Source organism: Pseudonocardia bannensis (assembly GCF_012911875.1).
Lineage (GTDB): Bacteria > Actinomycetota > Actinomycetes > Mycobacteriales > Pseudonocardiaceae > Pseudonocardia > Pseudonocardia bannensis.
On sequence record NZ_JAAXKZ010000002.1, the window covers coordinates 64594 to 80159 of the forward strand.

Sequence of the window (15566 nt, forward strand, 5' to 3'; positions counted from 1 at the left end):
GCATAGGCTCCCTCCCCGTGCGGCGCAGACGGGTCGGGGCGAGCGGACTGCAGGTGTCGCGGATCGGCCTGGGCACGATGACCTGGGGCGACGACACCGATGAGGAGAGCGCGGCCGAGCAACTGACCACGTTCGTCGACGCCGGCGGCACCCTGGTCGAGACGGCCGACGTCTACGGGGCCGGCCGCGCCCAGGAGATCCTGGGCAAGGTGATGAACGCCTCAGTTCCCCGCGACTACCTCGTGCTCGCCGGACGGGGTGGGCTGCCCACCGGCGTGCTCGGCGACGGCGCGGCCCGCGGTGCGTTGCTCAGCGCGCTGGACGCGACGCTGAGCCGCCTCGGCACCGACCACCTGGATCTGTGGCAGCTGCCCGGCTGGGACGCCGACGTCCCGCTCGAGGAGACACTGAGCGCCGTCCAGGTCGCCGTCATGTCGGGGCGGGTGCGCTACGCCGGTCTGGTCGCGCCGTCCGGATGGCAGCTGGCGACCGTCGCGGAGCGAGCCCGGACGCTGGGCAACGTCACGGTTCCGGTGTCGGCGCAGATCGAGTACTCACTGTTGTCCCGCTCCGCGGAGGTGGAGCTGATCCCGGCGGCCCGGCACCACGGCGTCGGCCTGCTGGCGTGGGCACCGCTCGGCCGCGGGGTGCTCACCGGGAAGTACGCCGACGGGACCCCGGCCGACTCGCGCGCGGCATCGCCGGTGCTGGCCCCGTACGTGGAGGCGCGTCGCAACGAGCGGTCGGCCCGGATCGTGCAGGCCGTGCTCACCGCGGCCGACGGGCTGGGCACCTCCCCGCTCGCCGTGGCCCTGGCGTGGATCCGTGATCGGCCAGGGGTCGCCGCGGCGGTGGTCGGTGCCCGCGACGCCGCCCAGCTCGCCGCGTCGGTGGCCACCGAGACGGTGGACCTGCCCACCGAGATCCGGGCCGCGCTGGACGACGTGAGCGTCCCGGGCTGAGCGGGCCGGGCTCGACCGTCGATCGGACCTGGCGACCGGCCCCCGGGCGCGCATATGGTGTGGGAATCCACCCCGTGTTCACGTGGGTGAACCCTGAGCCGGGTCGCAGGACGCCCGGCCGCATGAAGCTGGCAGGAGGTGGCCGGTGACAGCAACCGGCGTGGCCGAGGGGGATCTGACCGACGGGGAGTGGGAATACCGCCCGGTCCAGATCGGGGGCGATGTCTCCCGGATGACCGCGGCGGTCCGGCTGGCGATCCAGGCCGAGTTCGGTGGCTGGGAACTGTCGCGCGTGCGGCTGTACCCCGGAGGCGTCCGCAAGGTGTGGCTGCGCCGCCGCCGCTCGTCCCGGATGCTGCCCGAACTCTCCGTCTGACGGTTTTCCACCTTGAGCGTGCGCTCATGGATGCCCGGGCAACCATGAGCGCACGCTCGCCGATGGCCTACGGGGTGAGCACGACCTTCCCCGTGGTTCCGCGTGAACCCAGCCGGCGCAACGCCTCGGGCGCCTCGGTCAACGGCAGCTCGACCCCGACCAGCGGGTCGATCCTCCCCTCGGCCCACAGCGTGTTGAGCGCGTCCTGCCACTGCGGGATCAGGCCGGGGTTCATCTGCCGGTAGTAGCCCCAGTGCACGCCGACCACCGAGTAGTTCTTCACCAGGATGTGGTTGGTCGGCGCCTCGGCGAACCGTCCCGCCACGAAACCGATGACCAGGATCCGGCCCTCGAAGGCCGCCACCCGGCGGGAGGCGTCGAAGACGTCGCCGCCCACCGGGTCGTAGATGACGTCGGCCCCGCGGCCGCCGGTGAGGTCCTTGACCGCCGTGACCAGGTCGGCGTCGGAGTAGTCGATCACCTCGTCGGCGCCGAGCGACTTCACCACCGCGCACTTGTCCGGCCCGCCCGCGGTCCCGATGACGCGCGCGCCGGCGGCCTTGCCCAACTGCACCGCGGCGGTGCCGACCCCACCCGCCGCGGCGTGCACCAGCAGGGTCTCCCCCGCCTTGAGGTTGCCGCGATGGTGCAGCGCGCAGTAGCCGGTCTGGTAGGTGATGAACATCCCGGCGGCCTGGCCGGCGCTCATCCCCTCCGGCCACGGAAGCGTCGACTCGGCGTCGAGCAGGACCAGTTCGGCGTAGCCGCCCTTGCCCATCGGTGGCGTACCGAGCACCCGGTCGCCGACCACGGCCCGGGCCCCCTCGCCCGCGGCGACGACCTCACCGGCGATCTCCAGGCCAGGGGTGAACGGCAGCGGCGGGCGCTCCTGGTACTTGCCCTGGCAGACCAGGATGTCGGGGAAGTTGCACGCGACCGCGTGCACCCGGACCAGCACCTGGCCCGGCCCCGGTTCGGGATCCGGCAGGTCGTCGTGCCAGGTCAGTACGTCGCCGGGGTCTCCGAGCTCGTGAACCTGCCAGCCGCGCATCAGTGGTTCTCCCAGTCCACCAGCGGGGGTGCGACGCCGCCCTTGGGTCCGGGCACCCCCCGGAATCCGTACGGGCCGGGCTCGCGACCGGGCTGGACGAACCAGCACTCGCCGGGCTCGCCGCGGTCCAGCACCGCCTGGATGGCGTCGACGACGTCCTCGGGGGTGAGCAGCGGGAAGTCGCCGAGTTGGTCCTTGGCGTGCTTGAGGAGCGGGGTGTCGGCGAAGCCCGGGCAGATCGCGTTCACCCGGATCCCCTCGGGGGCCAGCGTCGGCGCGGCCGAGCGGACGTAGCCGACCACGGCGTGCTTGGTCAGCGTGTACAGCGCGTCGCCGGGCAGCGGCAGCAGGCCGGCCAGCGAGGCGGTGGCGATGATGTTGCCGCCGCCGGCCCGGCGCAGCGCCGGCACGGCTGCGTTGAGCCCGTAGACGACGTGGTCGACGTTGACGCCCATGATGCGCCGGTACGCAGCCAGATCCAGGTTCTCGATGCCCGACTGCCCGGACGTGATCCCGGCGTTGAGCAGGACGATGTTCAGCCGTCCGAAGCTGTCCTCGGCGATGTCGACGGCCATCGCCATCGCATCCGGCTCGGTGACGTCACCGGGCAGCGCCAGCCCGCCGACCTTGTCGGCCAGCGCCCGGGCCCCCGCCTCGTCCCGGTCCGCGATGGCGACGACGGCGCCCGCGGCGGCCAGACGGCGGACCGCGGCCTCGCCGATCCCGGAGGCACCGCCCGTGACGAGCGCGGCCTTGCCCTTGAGGTCCACGTTGACCAACTCCTCAGCTGTTCCGCAGGAAGGTGTCCAGCACACGCGTGCCGAACTGCAGTGCGTCGACCGGCACCCGCTCGTCGATGCCGTGGAACAGCGACGCGAAGTCGAGGTCCGGGGGCAGGCGGAGCGGCGCGAAGCCGTAGCAACGCATGCCCAGTTCGGCGAACGACTTGGCGTCGGTTCCGCCGGAGAGCATGTACGGGATGGTCTTCGCCCCGGGGTCCTCGGTGCGCAGCGCCGCGGCCATGGCCTCGACCAGCGCGCCCTCGAACGGTGTCTCCACCGGCGGCAGCTCGGTGACCCATTCGCGGCTGACGTCGGGTCCGAGCAACTCGTCGACCTCGCGCAGGAACGCCTCCTGGCGGCCGGGCAGCACCCGGCAGTCGACGACGGCCTCGGCGGTCGACGGGATCACGTTCGCCTTGTAGCCGGCCTGGAGCATCGTGGGGTTCGCGGTGTCCCGCACGGTGGCGCCGATGATCCGGGAGAGCGGGCCGAGCTTGGCCAGCGAGCCCTCCAGGTCGTCCTCGGGGAACTCCAGGCCGGTCAGCTCGCTCATCTGGTCGAGGAACTGGCGGACCGTGTCGGTGATCACGATCGGGAACGTGTGGTTGCCCAGCCGGGCCACGGCCTCGGCGAGCTTGGTCACGGCGTTGTCCTCGTGCAGGAACGAGCCGTGCCCGGGCTTGCCGCGGGCCCGCAGCCGCATCCACGCGATGCCCTTCTCCGCGGCCTCGATGAGGTAGACGCGTTGGTCCTCGCCCAGGGTCAGGGAGAACCCACCGACCTCCCCGACGGCCTCGGTGCAGCCGTCGAAGAGATCCGGACGGTTCTTCACCAGCCACTGTGCGCCGTACTTGCCGCCGGCCTCCTCGTCAGCCAGGAAGGCGAAGACGATGTCCCGGGGCGGCACCACGCCGTCGCGCTTGAACCGCCGGGCCACGGCGATGGTCATCGCGACCATGTCCTTCATGTCGACGGCACCGCGTCCCCACACGTAGCCGTCCTGCACCGCGCCGGAGAACGGGTGCACCGACCACTCGCTCGGGTCGGCCGGGACGACGTCGAGGTGGCCGTGGACCAACAGCGCACCTCGGTCCGGGTCGGCGCCGGCGAGGCGGATGAACACGTTGTCACGGCGCGGCGCACCCGACTCGACCATCTCGACCTCGTACCCGACCTCGGAGAGCTTGGCCGCGACGTACTCCGCGGCCTCCCGCTCCCCGACGACCGTGGCCGGATCGCCCGTGTTTGAGGTGTCGATCCGGATGAGCTCGGAGGCCAGCTGGACGACCTCGTCCTCCGCTGTCGTAGGGCCGGTCATGCGGATCTTCCTACCATCGCGGATGCGGTTACGGGGTCCCGGTGGGCGTCAGCTATCCTTCCTCCGTCGCGGTCGAGACCGCGGTGCAAGTCCGAGTGGCGGAATGGCAGACGCGCTAGCTTGAGGTGCTAGTGCCCTTTAACGGGCGTGGGGGTTCAAGTCCCCCCTCGGACACCACATCACTGAGCGATCCGCGCCGATCGGCGCGGTGCAGGTTCCCCGCCAGGCGCTCCGATCGGTGCGCCTGGCGCAAGGTCGGCACAGGGGCCTCTCGCGGTTCACCAGCGCTCTCGTCGCGGCCACCGCGTTCGTCACGCTCCCGACGGCGCCCGCCGTCTCGGTCCGGTCGACGCCCTGGACCGGCACGATCACCGATCTCGACTTCGGTGGGCGGGTTCCGGCTCACCCCTACCGACGCGTCGGTCGCGGGGCCCTACACCTTCTGCCGGAGCCGCCTACCGGGATCGTGGCCGGCGCCGGGCTGTTGGGCAGGTGGAGCCACACGTTGGACCGGCACCTGGCGCTACGCCTCGACCCCCGCCGATTCAGCCGGGCCGCTCCCTCTGGGACGGGCGCCGCGTGGGTGACGGCGCGTTCCCGGCTGAAGGTCCAGCGCCGTTCGAGCGCAGGTCAGTCGAGCTGCACCGACGTGCGGACCATGCTGTAGTGCTCGATGCCGGAGAAGTGGGCGCCGACCCGTTCGGCGACCTGGGCACGCAGCTCCTGGGCCGTGGGCCAGAAATCGCCGGCAGCGCGCTCGTTCTCCCAAGCGGTGACGACCATGCCCTGGCCGGATTCCCGATCGAGCAACAACTGGAAGCTGCACAGACCGGGCGCTCCCTTCACCCGCGGTGCCGTCTCCCCGCCGTAGAACGTGACGGCGTCATCCGCCCTGGACGGCTCGATCTCCATTCGCGCGAGCCGCACGACGGCGCCGCGGGCCGGGATGGACCGGCGGAAACCGAGGGCGACCTCGTACTCCTCGACGCTGAGCGGGCCGCCCGCCGCGGCTTCCACCTGCTCGCGCAGCGGCGTCAGCGCTGTACCCGACGCCTTCAGCGCCTCGGCGTCCTGCCAGTAGGACGCCGCGATCGTGATCCGGGCGTCGGCTCCCGTCAGTGTCGCGAACCCCTTGTTGCCCGCAGTCGCCTCTACCTGAGGGCGGGCGGTCTGTTCGAGGTACTCCACGGAGGAGTCGATCTTGGCCGGGTCTCCGTTGATGATGATGAACCGGACGTACATGCGCTTCCCCCTTCACCCGTCCCGCGGGGCACCCTGCGCCCCCGTGGCCGGCACGGTCCTCCGCAGCGCCAGGCGGTACCAGGGCCATCGGGCCATAGGTGCGTCCGACACCGTTTGCCGCCGGCGGTACGGGCTCGGACGAGACAGGGTGCCGGCGGATCGGCTACGCGAGGGCGGCCTCCGTCCGCTTCGGCGTCTCGAACTTCGTGCCACGTGGTCCACAGGAAGCCCGTCGCGTCGGAGCCGATCGCGAACGCCTCCTCGTCGGTGTGGGCGACGACGATCTTTCGGAAGCGGTCGGCGTTCTCGCCCCAGGCGATGTCCGGCTCACGGTTCCGGGCCTCCTCCAGGTACGCGTCGAGGCGCGCGGTGATCGTCTCCTCGATGGGCGTGAAGACGATCGGCCAGGCGCCCGCTGGTAGTAGTTCGGGTTGGAGTACTCCCCGATCGGTTGTTCACCCGGATGCGTGGGACGCGTCCGCCAGGTCCCGGTCCCGGGTCTCCCCGGTGAGCATCACGCTCACCAGCGAGACCACGGCCATGGCTGCGAGGTAGCCGGCGATGGCGTAACCCGACCCGGTCGCCTCGAACAGCGAGGCGGCGATGATCGGCGACAGTGCGGCGCCGGCGACCCCGGCGAGCTGGTAGCCGACCGAGGCACCGGTGTACCGGACGCCGGTACGGAACATCTCGGCGAACATGGTGGCCGTGGCGCCACCGGAGATGGCCTGCGCGACGCCGAAGATCATCACGTGTCCGAGCAGCATCAGGACGAAGACACCGGTGTCGATGAGCGCGAACGCCGGGAAGATCAGCACACCCATCGCGACCACCCCAGTGAGGTAGACCGGCTTGCGCCCGAACCGGTCCGACAGCGAGCCGAAGTACAGGTGCATCGCGAAGGACACGACCCCGGACAGCGCGATGATCAGCAGAATCGCGTCGCGGGAGACGCCGACGACCTGCGTCGCGTACGTGGCGAGGTAGGCGATGAAGATGTAGGCGAAGGCGCTCTGAACGAGGAACGCACCGGCGACGAGCATCACCTGCCGGGGGTGCGTCCGCAGGGTCTCCACCAGCGGAATCCGCGCCGTGTCCCGGCGCTGCTCCAGCCGGCGGAAGCTCGGGCTCTCGGCGATCCGTAGCCGCACGTACAGCCCGACCACCACGAGCACCGCGCTGGCCAGGAACGGCAGCCGCCAGCCCCAGGCCAGGAACTGGTCGTCGGGCAGCAGGGCGACGACGTAGAACGCGGCGGTCGCCAGCACCGTGCCGGCGGCCGCGCCGGCCTGCGGGAAGCTGCCGAAGAAGCCCCGCCGCCCGGGTGGCGCGTGCTCGACGGCCAGGAGCACGGCGCCGCCCCACTCCCCTCCGACGGCGATGCCCTGGACCAGCCGCAGCAGCACCAGGAGCACCGGCGCCAGCACGCCGACCGTGGCGTGGGTCGGCAGCAACCCGATCAGCAGGGTCGCCACCCCCATCGTGAGCAGCGACACCACCAGCATGGGCTTGCGCCCCAGCCGGTCGCCGAAGTGGCCGAACACGATCCCGCCCAGCGGCCGGGCGAGGAATCCCGCGCCGAACGTCGCGAACGCCAGCACCGTGCCGAGGAACGGGCCGACCTCGGGGAAGAACAGCCGCGGGAAGACCAGTGCGGCAGCCGTTCCGTAGATGAAGAAGTCGTACCACTCGACGGTGGTGCCGACGAGGCTCGCGACCGCGACCTTCCGCGGTTCCGAGCTGTGGATTGTCGATGTGCTCATGCGCCGGCTCCCACTCGTTCCGTCATCCGAGCTTCGGTGCGACCTTGTCCGCGTAGAGCTCGAGGGATCTCATGACCGCCTCATGCGGCATGACCCCGTTGAACACCCAGTTGAAGAGCTCGCCGACGTTGTACTGCTCGACGAACGGCTGCAGGCGCCGCAGCACCTGGTCCGGGGTGCCGTACACGATGAAGCCGTGGCCCCGCTGGGTCGCCGCGAAGTCGTTGGGGATCGGGGTCGTCTCCCCCGGCAGCCGGAAGGCCTCGTTGAAGCCGTATCCGCCGAGCCATTCCGCCCAGGCCCAGGCGACGTTCTCCGCGTGCCCGCGGGCCTCCTCCTCGGTGTCGGCGACGATGATCGTCTTGAAGTGCGCGACCTCGTCGCCGTAACCGATCTCGTGGCCGGCCTCGTTCGCCGCCCGCCGGTACCGGGTCAGGATCTCGTCGATCTGCTCGTGGATCGAGGTGAACGCCACCAGCCGGATCTCGTTGCGCGCGCACCACTCGACGGTCGCCGGGCTCGCGGTGAAGGGCACATACACCTGCGGGTGCGGCTTCGTGAACGGTCTCGGGACGATCCCGACCTCCTCGATCCGGCCCTGGTCGTCCTGCCCGCGGCCGTACTTCGCGGTGCCCGCGTGGCCGAAGACGACGTCGTCGGGCGGGATCCGCCAGAACTTCCCGCGGAACTTGAGGGTGTCCTGCGTCCAGGCCATCTTCATGAGCTCGAAGTTCTCGACGAACCGGTCGTGGTTCACCTGCCGGGCAGCCGCATCGGTGAAGCCCGGGTGCGGTGCCTTGACGCCGTACTTGTCCGCGAGGACGTCGACTGCGCGGGTGTGCGCGCCGCGCGCCAGGCCGACGAAGCACCGGCCCTGCGTCATGTGGTCGAGCAGCACGATGTCCTCGGCGACGAGCAACGGATGCCGCGCGGCGGCCAGGATGCCCAACTGCCCGAGCTTGATGTTCTGTGTCCTGCCGGCGAGGTACACGTTGAACAGGACGGGGTTGTTCGGGACCTCGAACCCCTCGACCTGGAAATGGTGCTCCGAGATGGCGAGCTTGTCGTAACCCAGCGCATCCGCGAGCTGGGCCTGCTCGGTCAGCTCGTGCAGCATCCGCTGGTAGTAGCCTTCGTCCTTGCCGGCCATACCGAGTTCGAGCTCAGCGCGGGACGCGCCGGTCAGCGGCGTGTAGAAGAGCCCGTTCTCCACTTCCCGATCCTCTTCTCTGAGTCGTGCCCGGAAAATGGTTCTCCGCGCGTCATCGGAGCGCGGGCATGACCTCTTTCGCGAACAGTTCCATGGAGGCGACGACCTCCTCGTGGGCGCGGTTCCCGAAGTTCATCAGGCAGTGCACCTTCTCCACGCCCGCGGCCCGGATCCGCTCGAGCTTGGCGATCACGGTGTCCGGGTCACCGAACAGGGCCACGTCGGTGTTGTTCTCGATGTGGTCGTAGGTGACGGTGTTGTTCCATTCGTGCAGTTCCTCGTAGACCTGCCGGGCCTCCGGGTTGTCCACCTTCTCCGGGTCGAAGATGTTCCCGATGTTGCGGAAGTAGTTGATCAGGTGCCGCCCGGCGTCCTCGTAGACCCGCTCCTGGTCGGGCACCACGAACGTGTACCAGGTGATCGGCACGTCGACCGTCTCCGCGTCGCGGCCGGACTCGGCCCAGAGCCGCTTGAAGCTGCCGACCCGCTCCTCGATCCGGTCCAGGGTGCGCAGGGTGGTCGCGACGCCGGCGACCGGCACCCCGAGGGCCGCCGCCTTCTCGTAGCTCGACGGGCTGAGCGCGGCCTGGTAGATCGGCGGTCCGGGCTTCTGCACCGGCAGCACGTTGAGCTTCACGTCGTCGACGGTGTAGTGCTTGCCGTGGAAGCTGAACCGCTCGCCCTCCCACGCCTTCCGGATGATCGCCAGCGCCTCGTCGAACCGTTCCCGGCTGTCCTGCTGGTTCTTGATGCCGAAGGCCTCGTACTCGTGGATGAGGAATCCACGGCCGGCGCCGAAAGTCAGCCGCCCGTTGCTGAGCACGTCGACCATGGCGTAGTCCTCGGCCACCTGCAGCGGATCGTGGAACGGGAGGATGCTGACCCCGGAACCGAGCCCGATCCGGCTCGTCCTGCTCGCCGCCGCGGACAGCAGGACGGCCGGCGACGGAACGACCCCGTAGTCGCTGTAGTGGTGCTCGGCGACCCAGTAGTCCTCGAAACCCAGTTCCTCGGCGAGCACGATCTCGTCGAGCAGTTCCTGATAGAACTGCTGCGTGCTCCGCCGGGCGGGGTCGTTGTCGCAGATGCTCAGCATGCCGAATCGCATGTACTTCTCCCGGTTGAACGACGTCCGAATGGTTGCGGTCGAGAAAGAGGGGCCTACACCGGGAACCGCTCGAGCATCCATTTCCGGGTGTGCTCGCGGGATTCCGCGCGGGTGTCCTTCCCCGCACCCTTCGGTCCGGACGGCAGGAGATAGTGATCGGCGCCGGTGAGCATGACCAGCGACTTGTCCGGATGCGGGACCGCCGCATGGACGGCCTCACTGTCGGACGGGTAGATGTCGCGGTCGGCGGTGCCGGTGATCACGAGCGTCGGCAGGTGCAGGTCGGCCGCGTTGTCCACCAGCGACGCGCGCGACGTCGTCCCGGACCAGGTGCTCAACCAGGCACGCGGGGTGACCAGCCTGGCCAGCCCCCATTCACCGAAGTTGTCGATCTCCGGCTGCAGTGACCAGATGCCGCCCTGCACCCGGTCGCTGGGTTCGAGTCGCAGGTCGAGATAGGCCGGGTTCGCCGTCGTCCGGTAGACCACCATGTAGCGCGTGCCCGCGGCGCGGCGCCCGACCTCGATCTGGCTGCGCACACCGGCGCGCTGCAGCGCCGGGTCGGCCAGCATGGCCCGGAAGGTGCGCTGCTCCTCGATCCGGGCCAGGGCCAGCGCGTCCAGCCGTCGGACCCGGGCGAGCTGGGCGGCCCGGTAGGACTGCAGGAACTCCTCGCTGTAGCGGCTCTCCTCGGGGCGCTCGCGGAACCCGTTGGCCGGGTCGTACATGTCGAGGCACGGGTCCGCCGCCATCGGGTCGTTCTCGTCCACGACGGAGGGATCGATGATCCGCTGGAGCAGCTTGCCCTGGCCGGTGTGCGCGGCGGAGAGGATGATCCCGTCGGCCTGCGGCATGTCCTCCGCGGCCAGGTCGAGCGGGTCGCCCCACGGCAGGTCGCGCAACCGGCCATTCGGCGGGGTGGCGGCCTGGGCCTGGTAGAAGGCGTACAGCGAGCCGCCGCCGCTGGTGCCCAGCAGGACGACGTGCTCGAACCCCCGATCCGTGCGCAGGTACCGCAGCGCGGCGGCCACGTCGAACAGCAGGTGCTCGTGGGTGGTCGCGACGTCGTTGTTCAGCCACCGGCTGTTGTGCGCGAAGACGGCGTATCCGGCCTCGAGGAAGTCGAGGATCTGGAAGTGCCGGTGGACGTCCACGCGGGGGTGGGAGAACGTGACCACCGTGCGCGACGGACGCGGGGGCGTGTAGAGCATGGCGCGGATCTCGGCGCCGTCACTGGTGAACAGGCTGACCAGCTCGCCGGAGCAGCCGGGCGGCAACGACGAGAACGTCGTGTACCGCGTCCGCTTCAGATACGCCTCGGTCTGGTCCTGACTCGCTCCCTGCGCCATGCGGGCTGCAGCCTTCCTCTCGGCTCGGGCGGGCGGCGGCACTCCGTCGCTACGGGGCGACGGGCACCAACCGGTCGGAGAACGTCGCCCAGTAGTTCGGGTCCTCGGCGCCGGTGAAGGCGTCGGTCCACTTCAGAGGCTTCTCGGTGTCGATGTTCACCAGGAAGGCCTCCATCCGATCCGCCTTCTTCGCCGCTTCGAAGGCACGGGGGTTCGGCCCGTGATGCATGCCGGCCGGGTGCAGGGTCAGCGTCGCGGCGCCCTGGTCCTCCGCGCGGGACATCAACCGTCCGGAATGGGTGAACACGACCTCGTCGTAGTCGACGTTGCGGTGGTAGGCGGGCACGCGCTCGGCGTCGGGCGCCGTCTCGAAGGGCTTGGGCTGGAAGGTCACGACCCAGAACCCCGGGCACTGGAACGTCGCGTACGTCGTCGGCGGCATGTGGGTGCGCTCGGAGTAGGGAGCCCGCAGGTCTCTGACGTTGATCTTGTAGGGGCAGAGGTTGCCGGTCCAGCCGACGGCGTCGAGCGGGCAGAAGTCGTAGTAGACGGTCGTCCACTCGTCCGCTCGCTTGATGCGGACCTGGTACTCCCCGCCCTCGTCGAGGATCGGCTGCGGATCCGGGCACTGCAGGAGCGCGAAGTCGAACGGCACGTGCTGGCCCAGCATGCCTCGTTCAGGAAAGCCCGTCGGGCCCTTGCGCGATTCGATGATGATGAAGAAGTTGTCGGGGCTTCCGGGGACGACCCGGTAGTTCGTCCCCTTGGGGATCACCACGTAATCGCCGGTCTCGTATTCCAGCGGGCCGTAGTCGCTCTCGATCGTGCCGGTGCCCTCGTGCACGAAGTAGATCTCGTCGCCGTCGGCATTTCTCATGTAGTACGACATGGGCGCCCGCCGCCGGGACACGTAGATGTGGACGTCGTCGTTGTACAGCAGCCGGGTGGGTACCCCGGCCGCATCGCCCATGTCGGTCGGCCGTACCGCCGCGCTGTCGATCGCCCGCGGCTTCAGGGGGCCTTCTATCCCGGTCCACCGGGTCGGAGGGTGTGCTCGGTAGAGCATGGACACCTCGCCGGCGAACCCGTCGCGGCCGTGCTCGTCCTCGTAGGTCCCCTCGGGCCAGCCCGTGCGGGCCTGTTTGGACGTGACGCCCTTGGCGTGCCTGATGATCACGAAGATCGACCGTCCTTCCGCGCGGTGAGGTATCGCCGCGGTCGCGCGAACTCGAACGCGTCCCCCTCGGAGCTCATGGCGCCGCACGGTTCTTCCGTCCGCGGACACAGACCCTTGCGCTCCGTGTGAGGCGTCACATGTTTAGCACTTCACGATGCGGCCGGACAAGAAGACTGGAACGTTCGGTCCGATGAAAATCCGGTTCACTTCTCGGGCTTCCCATCCGAGTACCGGTCCAGCTAGAATGCTAGGATTCCTGCGGCCGGGAAGCGACCGCTACCCGGCCGCAGGAACCTCACCCCGGACAGCTTCGAACCGACGAGAAGTGCAATCGACCAGGCCTCTCGCCCTTGGATCCGGCGCGGGGCCGGTACACCCTGGCCGGTCGCTGGTAGAGCGACACAAGGCCGGCGAGCCCGGCGCGATTGCGACAATCTGAGGCGATACGTAGCCGCATTGGATCGACCAGTACATTGCCGGTGAGACCATTCCCGTCGCAGCGGCGCCGGTGCGGCCGGCCGGATCCGCCGAGGGCGCAGACCGGTGCAGCCGGAACGGGCGGCGATCACGCATCCGAGATCGACCGCGGTCCGAGATCGACCGCGGCCGCATCCGGTGGTGCGGCCCCCGACCATCCGCAGGGGCGTCGCCACCGACCTCTGCCGGCGCTCAGGCCGGCCGATCCGAGCGAACCAGCGCCTCCACGAAGTAGTGGTCGGCGTACACGAGCCCCGCGTCGACCTCGCTGCCTTCGGGCAGGAAACCGACCGAGTGCGCCAGCACGGCGTCGCCCTCCGCGAGGTAGTTCGTGGACAGCGAGGCGACCATCGCGTCGGCCGCCTGCCGGTAGCCGTCCCCGCGCTCCCCACCGGTGAGCCGGGCCAGCTCCTAGAGCCCGGAGGCCACCACGGCCGCGGTCGAGGCGTTGCGCTCGGCGTCCGGGATGTCCGGGGCGTCGAAGTCCCAGTAGGGCACGTGGTCCTCGGGCAGCCTGGCCAGGTGCCAGTCCGCGGCGCGCTGGGCGCCCTCCAGCAGCTCGGGCCGGCCCGACTCGCGGAAGGCGTCGGTGAAACCGTGAATGGCTTAGCCCCGACCGCGCGCCCACGTCGAGACGACCTCGCCCAGCGTCGTGTAGGCGTACGAGTACGACGAGCCGGACACCGGCACCGTGCTGGCCAGCTCGGCGTAGCAGACCGCGGCCGGCCCCGCGACGGCTCCGGCGACGACGAAGGACCAGATGACCGCCGGGCCGGCGACGGGCACGGCCTGGGAGAGGACGAAGAAGATCCCGGTATCGATCGTCGCGCCGATGCCGATCAGGGAGAGTTGGAACAGCCCGATGGATCAGGCGAGCTCACCGCCTCCCGTGTCGGCCCGGTCTCGGCGGACATCGCCGTCACCGGTTTGCGGCGGAAAGCCTGCTGGAGCAACGTTCTCGCCATGGTCCCTCCTCACGGTGGCATCAGGTGCGGGCCACGGTGGTGGCGGGCCGCGGTCTCCCTTCCCGGTCCGTGGAACGCCCGGCGAGCACGCAGTGTCCCCGCGCCGCGCGCCGGACGACACCCCCCGGATCTGGACGTGGGAGGCATGCGGGGCCACCGTCCCGCACAGCACCGCCGTCGCTGCGGCAGCGAGGAGGAGCCGTGAACGGGCCGTCCGAGATCGACGTCCGGGTCCTGCCCGAACTGGCGGAGGTCGAGCAGGCGTGTGCGCTGTTCACCCGCCTCTGGGACTCGGCTCCCGCCAGCCCGGCCGTGACCGTCGACATCCTGCGGGTCCTGACCGGGAACTACGCCGCCGGCGCCTGGTCCGGCGCTACGCGCGGTTCAACCTCACCAAGCTGGCCGCGACGGCGCAGGCGTACCTGCCGAACCTCTACGGCGCCATCGACGACGGGATCAACGCGGGCGACGAGTCCGACCGGCTGCTGGTCTCCTGGCAGCTCGACGACCCGTCGCTCGCGGCGCGGTGGCGGACCGCGCTGCGGTCGGTGCTGGGCGGGCTGCTGGCGTCCGGTGCCCGGGTGGTCGCGTTCGCGCGGCCCGGCTGTTATGTCGTCGCGCGCGACGACACGGCAGCCGCCGGCGACACGGGCGGGCGGGCCCGGGGATGAAGCTGGAGGCCGTGGAGTTGCGGACGATCCGCATCCCGCTCGTGGCACCGTTCCGCACGTCGTTCGGGACCGAGTACGGCAAGGAGGTCCTGCTGCTCGAGGTGGTCACGGACGAGGCCCGCGGCTGGGGCGAGTGCGTCGCCGATCCGGCGCCGCTGTACTCCTCGGAGTACAACGCCGCCGCCGAGCACGTGCTGCGCCACCACCTGATCGGCCCGGTGGCGGCCGCACCGGACCTGCGCGCCGACGTCGTGGCGCGCACGCTGGCCCCGTTCAAGGGGCACCGGATGGCGAAGGCCGCGCTGGAGACGGCCGTGCTCGACGCCGAGCTGCGGGCCACCGGCACCTCGCTCGGCCGGTACCTCGGCGCGGTCCACGACAGCGTCCCCTCCGGCGTATCGGTCGGGATCATGGACTCCCTCCCGGAGCTGCTCGACGCGGTCGAGAGCAACCTGGCCCAGGGCTATGTCCGGATCAAGCTGAAGATCGAGCCCGGGTGGGACGTCGAGCCGGTGCGCGCGGTGCGCGAGCGCTTCGGCGACATCCCGCTGCAGGTCGACGCGAACACCGCCTACGCAGCCGCGGACACCCGTCGGCTCGCGGAGCTCGACGCCTTCGATCTGCTCCTCATCGAGCAGCCCTTCGACGAGGAGGACCTCCTGGGCCATGCGAGGCTCGCCCGGGCGCTGCGCACACCGATCTGTCTCGACGAGTCGATCACCTCGGCGCGGGCGGCCGCGGCCGCGATCACCCTCGGCGCGTGCTCGGTCGTGAACATCAAGCCCGGCCGGGTCGGCGGTTACCTGGAGGCCCGGCGCATCCACGACGTCTGCGCGGCCCACGGGGTCCCCGTCTGGTGCGGCGGGATGCTCGAGACCGGGATCGGCCGGGCGGCCAACCTCGCCCTCGCCGCCCTGCCGGGGTTCTCCCTGCCCGGGGACACCTCGGCCTCCGACCGGTACTTCGCCACCGACATCACCGTTCCCCACCGGCTGCAGGACGGCCGGGTGCAGGTCCCGGCCGGTCCCGGCATCGGCGTCGATCCGCTGCCCGACGTGCTCGACGCGGTGACCGTCGCCCGAGACACGATCATCGCAGGGTAGCCGTACCGCTGT

The 15566-nt window shown here is 70.5% G+C and carries 15 protein-coding genes and 1 tRNA gene; 5 read left to right on the plus strand and 11 right to left on the minus strand.

Annotated elements, in window-relative coordinates; translation table 11 throughout:
- Positions 1-17: 17 nt before the first annotated feature.
- Both HF519_RS01125 and HF519_RS01130 read left to right on the plus strand, forming a co-directional pair.
- Positions 18-962 (plus strand): aldo/keto reductase, encoded by a 945-nt coding sequence (locus HF519_RS01125; RefSeq protein WP_169409708.1) that lies wholly within the window; start codon positions 18-20, stop codon positions 960-962.
- 145 nt (positions 963-1107) lie between these two features.
- Positions 1108-1338 carry a DUF5703 family protein gene (locus HF519_RS01130; RefSeq protein ID WP_308259050.1) on the plus strand — a complete coding sequence of 77 codons (231 nt, stop codon included), beginning with the start codon at positions 1108-1110 and terminating at the stop codon, positions 1336-1338.
- A 67-nt stretch (positions 1339-1405) separates the two neighbouring features.
- Here the strand turns inward: HF519_RS01130 and HF519_RS01135 are convergent, their stop codons facing one another.
- From HF519_RS01135 to HF519_RS01145, 3 genes are read right to left on the minus strand one after another with little or no spacing between them, the layout of a single operon-like run.
- Complete coding sequence (locus HF519_RS01135; RefSeq protein ID WP_169409709.1) at positions 1406-2389, minus strand: NADPH:quinone oxidoreductase family protein; 984 nt, start codon at positions 2387-2389, stop codon at positions 1406-1408.
- Complete coding sequence (locus HF519_RS01140; protein WP_312859829.1) at positions 2389-3159, minus strand: SDR family oxidoreductase; 771 nt, start codon at positions 3157-3159, stop codon at positions 2389-2391. The genes HF519_RS01135 and HF519_RS01140 overlap by 1 nt, the downstream gene beginning before the upstream one ends.
- Before the next feature lie 13 nt (positions 3160-3172).
- On the minus strand, positions 3173-4489 hold the full coding sequence (locus tag HF519_RS01145) for a M20/M25/M40 family metallo-hydrolase (RefSeq protein WP_169409711.1): 1317 nt from the start codon (positions 4487-4489) through the stop codon (positions 3173-3175).
- Positions 4490-4578: 89 nt separating this feature from the next.
- Here HF519_RS01145 and HF519_RS01150 point away from each other — a divergent pair.
- A tRNA-Leu gene (locus HF519_RS01150) sits at positions 4579-4666 on the plus strand.
- A 453-nt stretch (positions 4667-5119) separates the two neighbouring features.
- On the opposite strand, the gene HF519_RS01155 is transcribed toward HF519_RS01150, so the two are convergent.
- The 8 genes from HF519_RS01155 to HF519_RS01190 all read right to left on the minus strand — a co-directional run bounded on the left by HF519_RS01155 (position 5120) and on the right by HF519_RS01190 (position 13679).
- A complete protein-coding gene (locus tag HF519_RS01155) occupies positions 5120-5731 on the minus strand; it encodes a hypothetical protein (protein ID WP_169409712.1) in 612 nt (203 codons plus the stop codon).
- A gap of 455 nt (positions 5732-6186) precedes the next feature.
- Positions 6187-7494 carry an MFS transporter gene (locus HF519_RS01160; RefSeq protein WP_169409713.1) on the minus strand — a complete coding sequence of 436 codons (1308 nt, stop codon included), beginning with the start codon at positions 7492-7494 and terminating at the stop codon, positions 6187-6189.
- A 22-nt stretch (positions 7495-7516) separates the two neighbouring features.
- The gene (locus HF519_RS01165; protein WP_169409714.1) at positions 7517-8707 is read right to left on the minus strand and encodes an LLM class flavin-dependent oxidoreductase; all 1191 of its coding nucleotides are present in this window, start codon (positions 8705-8707) and stop codon (positions 7517-7519) included.
- 49 nt (positions 8708-8756) lie between these two features.
- Entirely contained in the window at positions 8757-9812 is a 1056-nt protein-coding gene (locus tag HF519_RS01170) for an LLM class flavin-dependent oxidoreductase (RefSeq protein ID WP_169409715.1), read from the minus strand.
- A gap of 53 nt (positions 9813-9865) precedes the next feature.
- On the minus strand, positions 9866-11161 hold the full coding sequence (locus HF519_RS01175; RefSeq protein WP_169409716.1) for an alpha/beta fold hydrolase: 1296 nt from the start codon (positions 11159-11161) through the stop codon (positions 9866-9868).
- Between the two features lie 49 nt (positions 11162-11210).
- Positions 11211-12338, minus strand: coding sequence for a homogentisate 1,2-dioxygenase (locus HF519_RS01180; RefSeq protein WP_169409717.1), 1128 nt, complete (start codon positions 12336-12338; stop codon positions 11211-11213).
- 669 nt (positions 12339-13007) lie between these two features.
- Positions 13008-13166, minus strand: a complete 159-nt coding sequence (locus HF519_RS01185; RefSeq protein ID WP_169409718.1) for a hypothetical protein — start codon at positions 13164-13166, stop codon at positions 13008-13010.
- Positions 13167-13421: 255 nt separating this feature from the next.
- Entirely contained in the window at positions 13422-13679 is a 258-nt protein-coding gene (locus tag HF519_RS01190) for an amino acid permease (RefSeq protein WP_169409759.1), read from the minus strand.
- Between the two features lie 364 nt (positions 13680-14043).
- Between HF519_RS01190 and HF519_RS01195 the strand changes: the two genes are divergently transcribed.
- Both HF519_RS01195 and menC read left to right on the plus strand, forming a co-directional pair.
- Entirely contained in the window at positions 14044-14451 is a 408-nt protein-coding gene (locus tag HF519_RS01195) for a hypothetical protein (protein ID WP_211169355.1), read from the plus strand.
- Positions 14448-15554 (plus strand): o-succinylbenzoate synthase, encoded by a 1107-nt coding sequence (gene menC / locus HF519_RS01200; protein ID WP_169409719.1) that lies wholly within the window; start codon positions 14448-14450, stop codon positions 15552-15554. Before HF519_RS01195 ends, menC begins: the two co-directional genes overlap by 4 nt.
- The last annotated feature ends 12 nt before the right edge of the window (positions 15555-15566 follow it).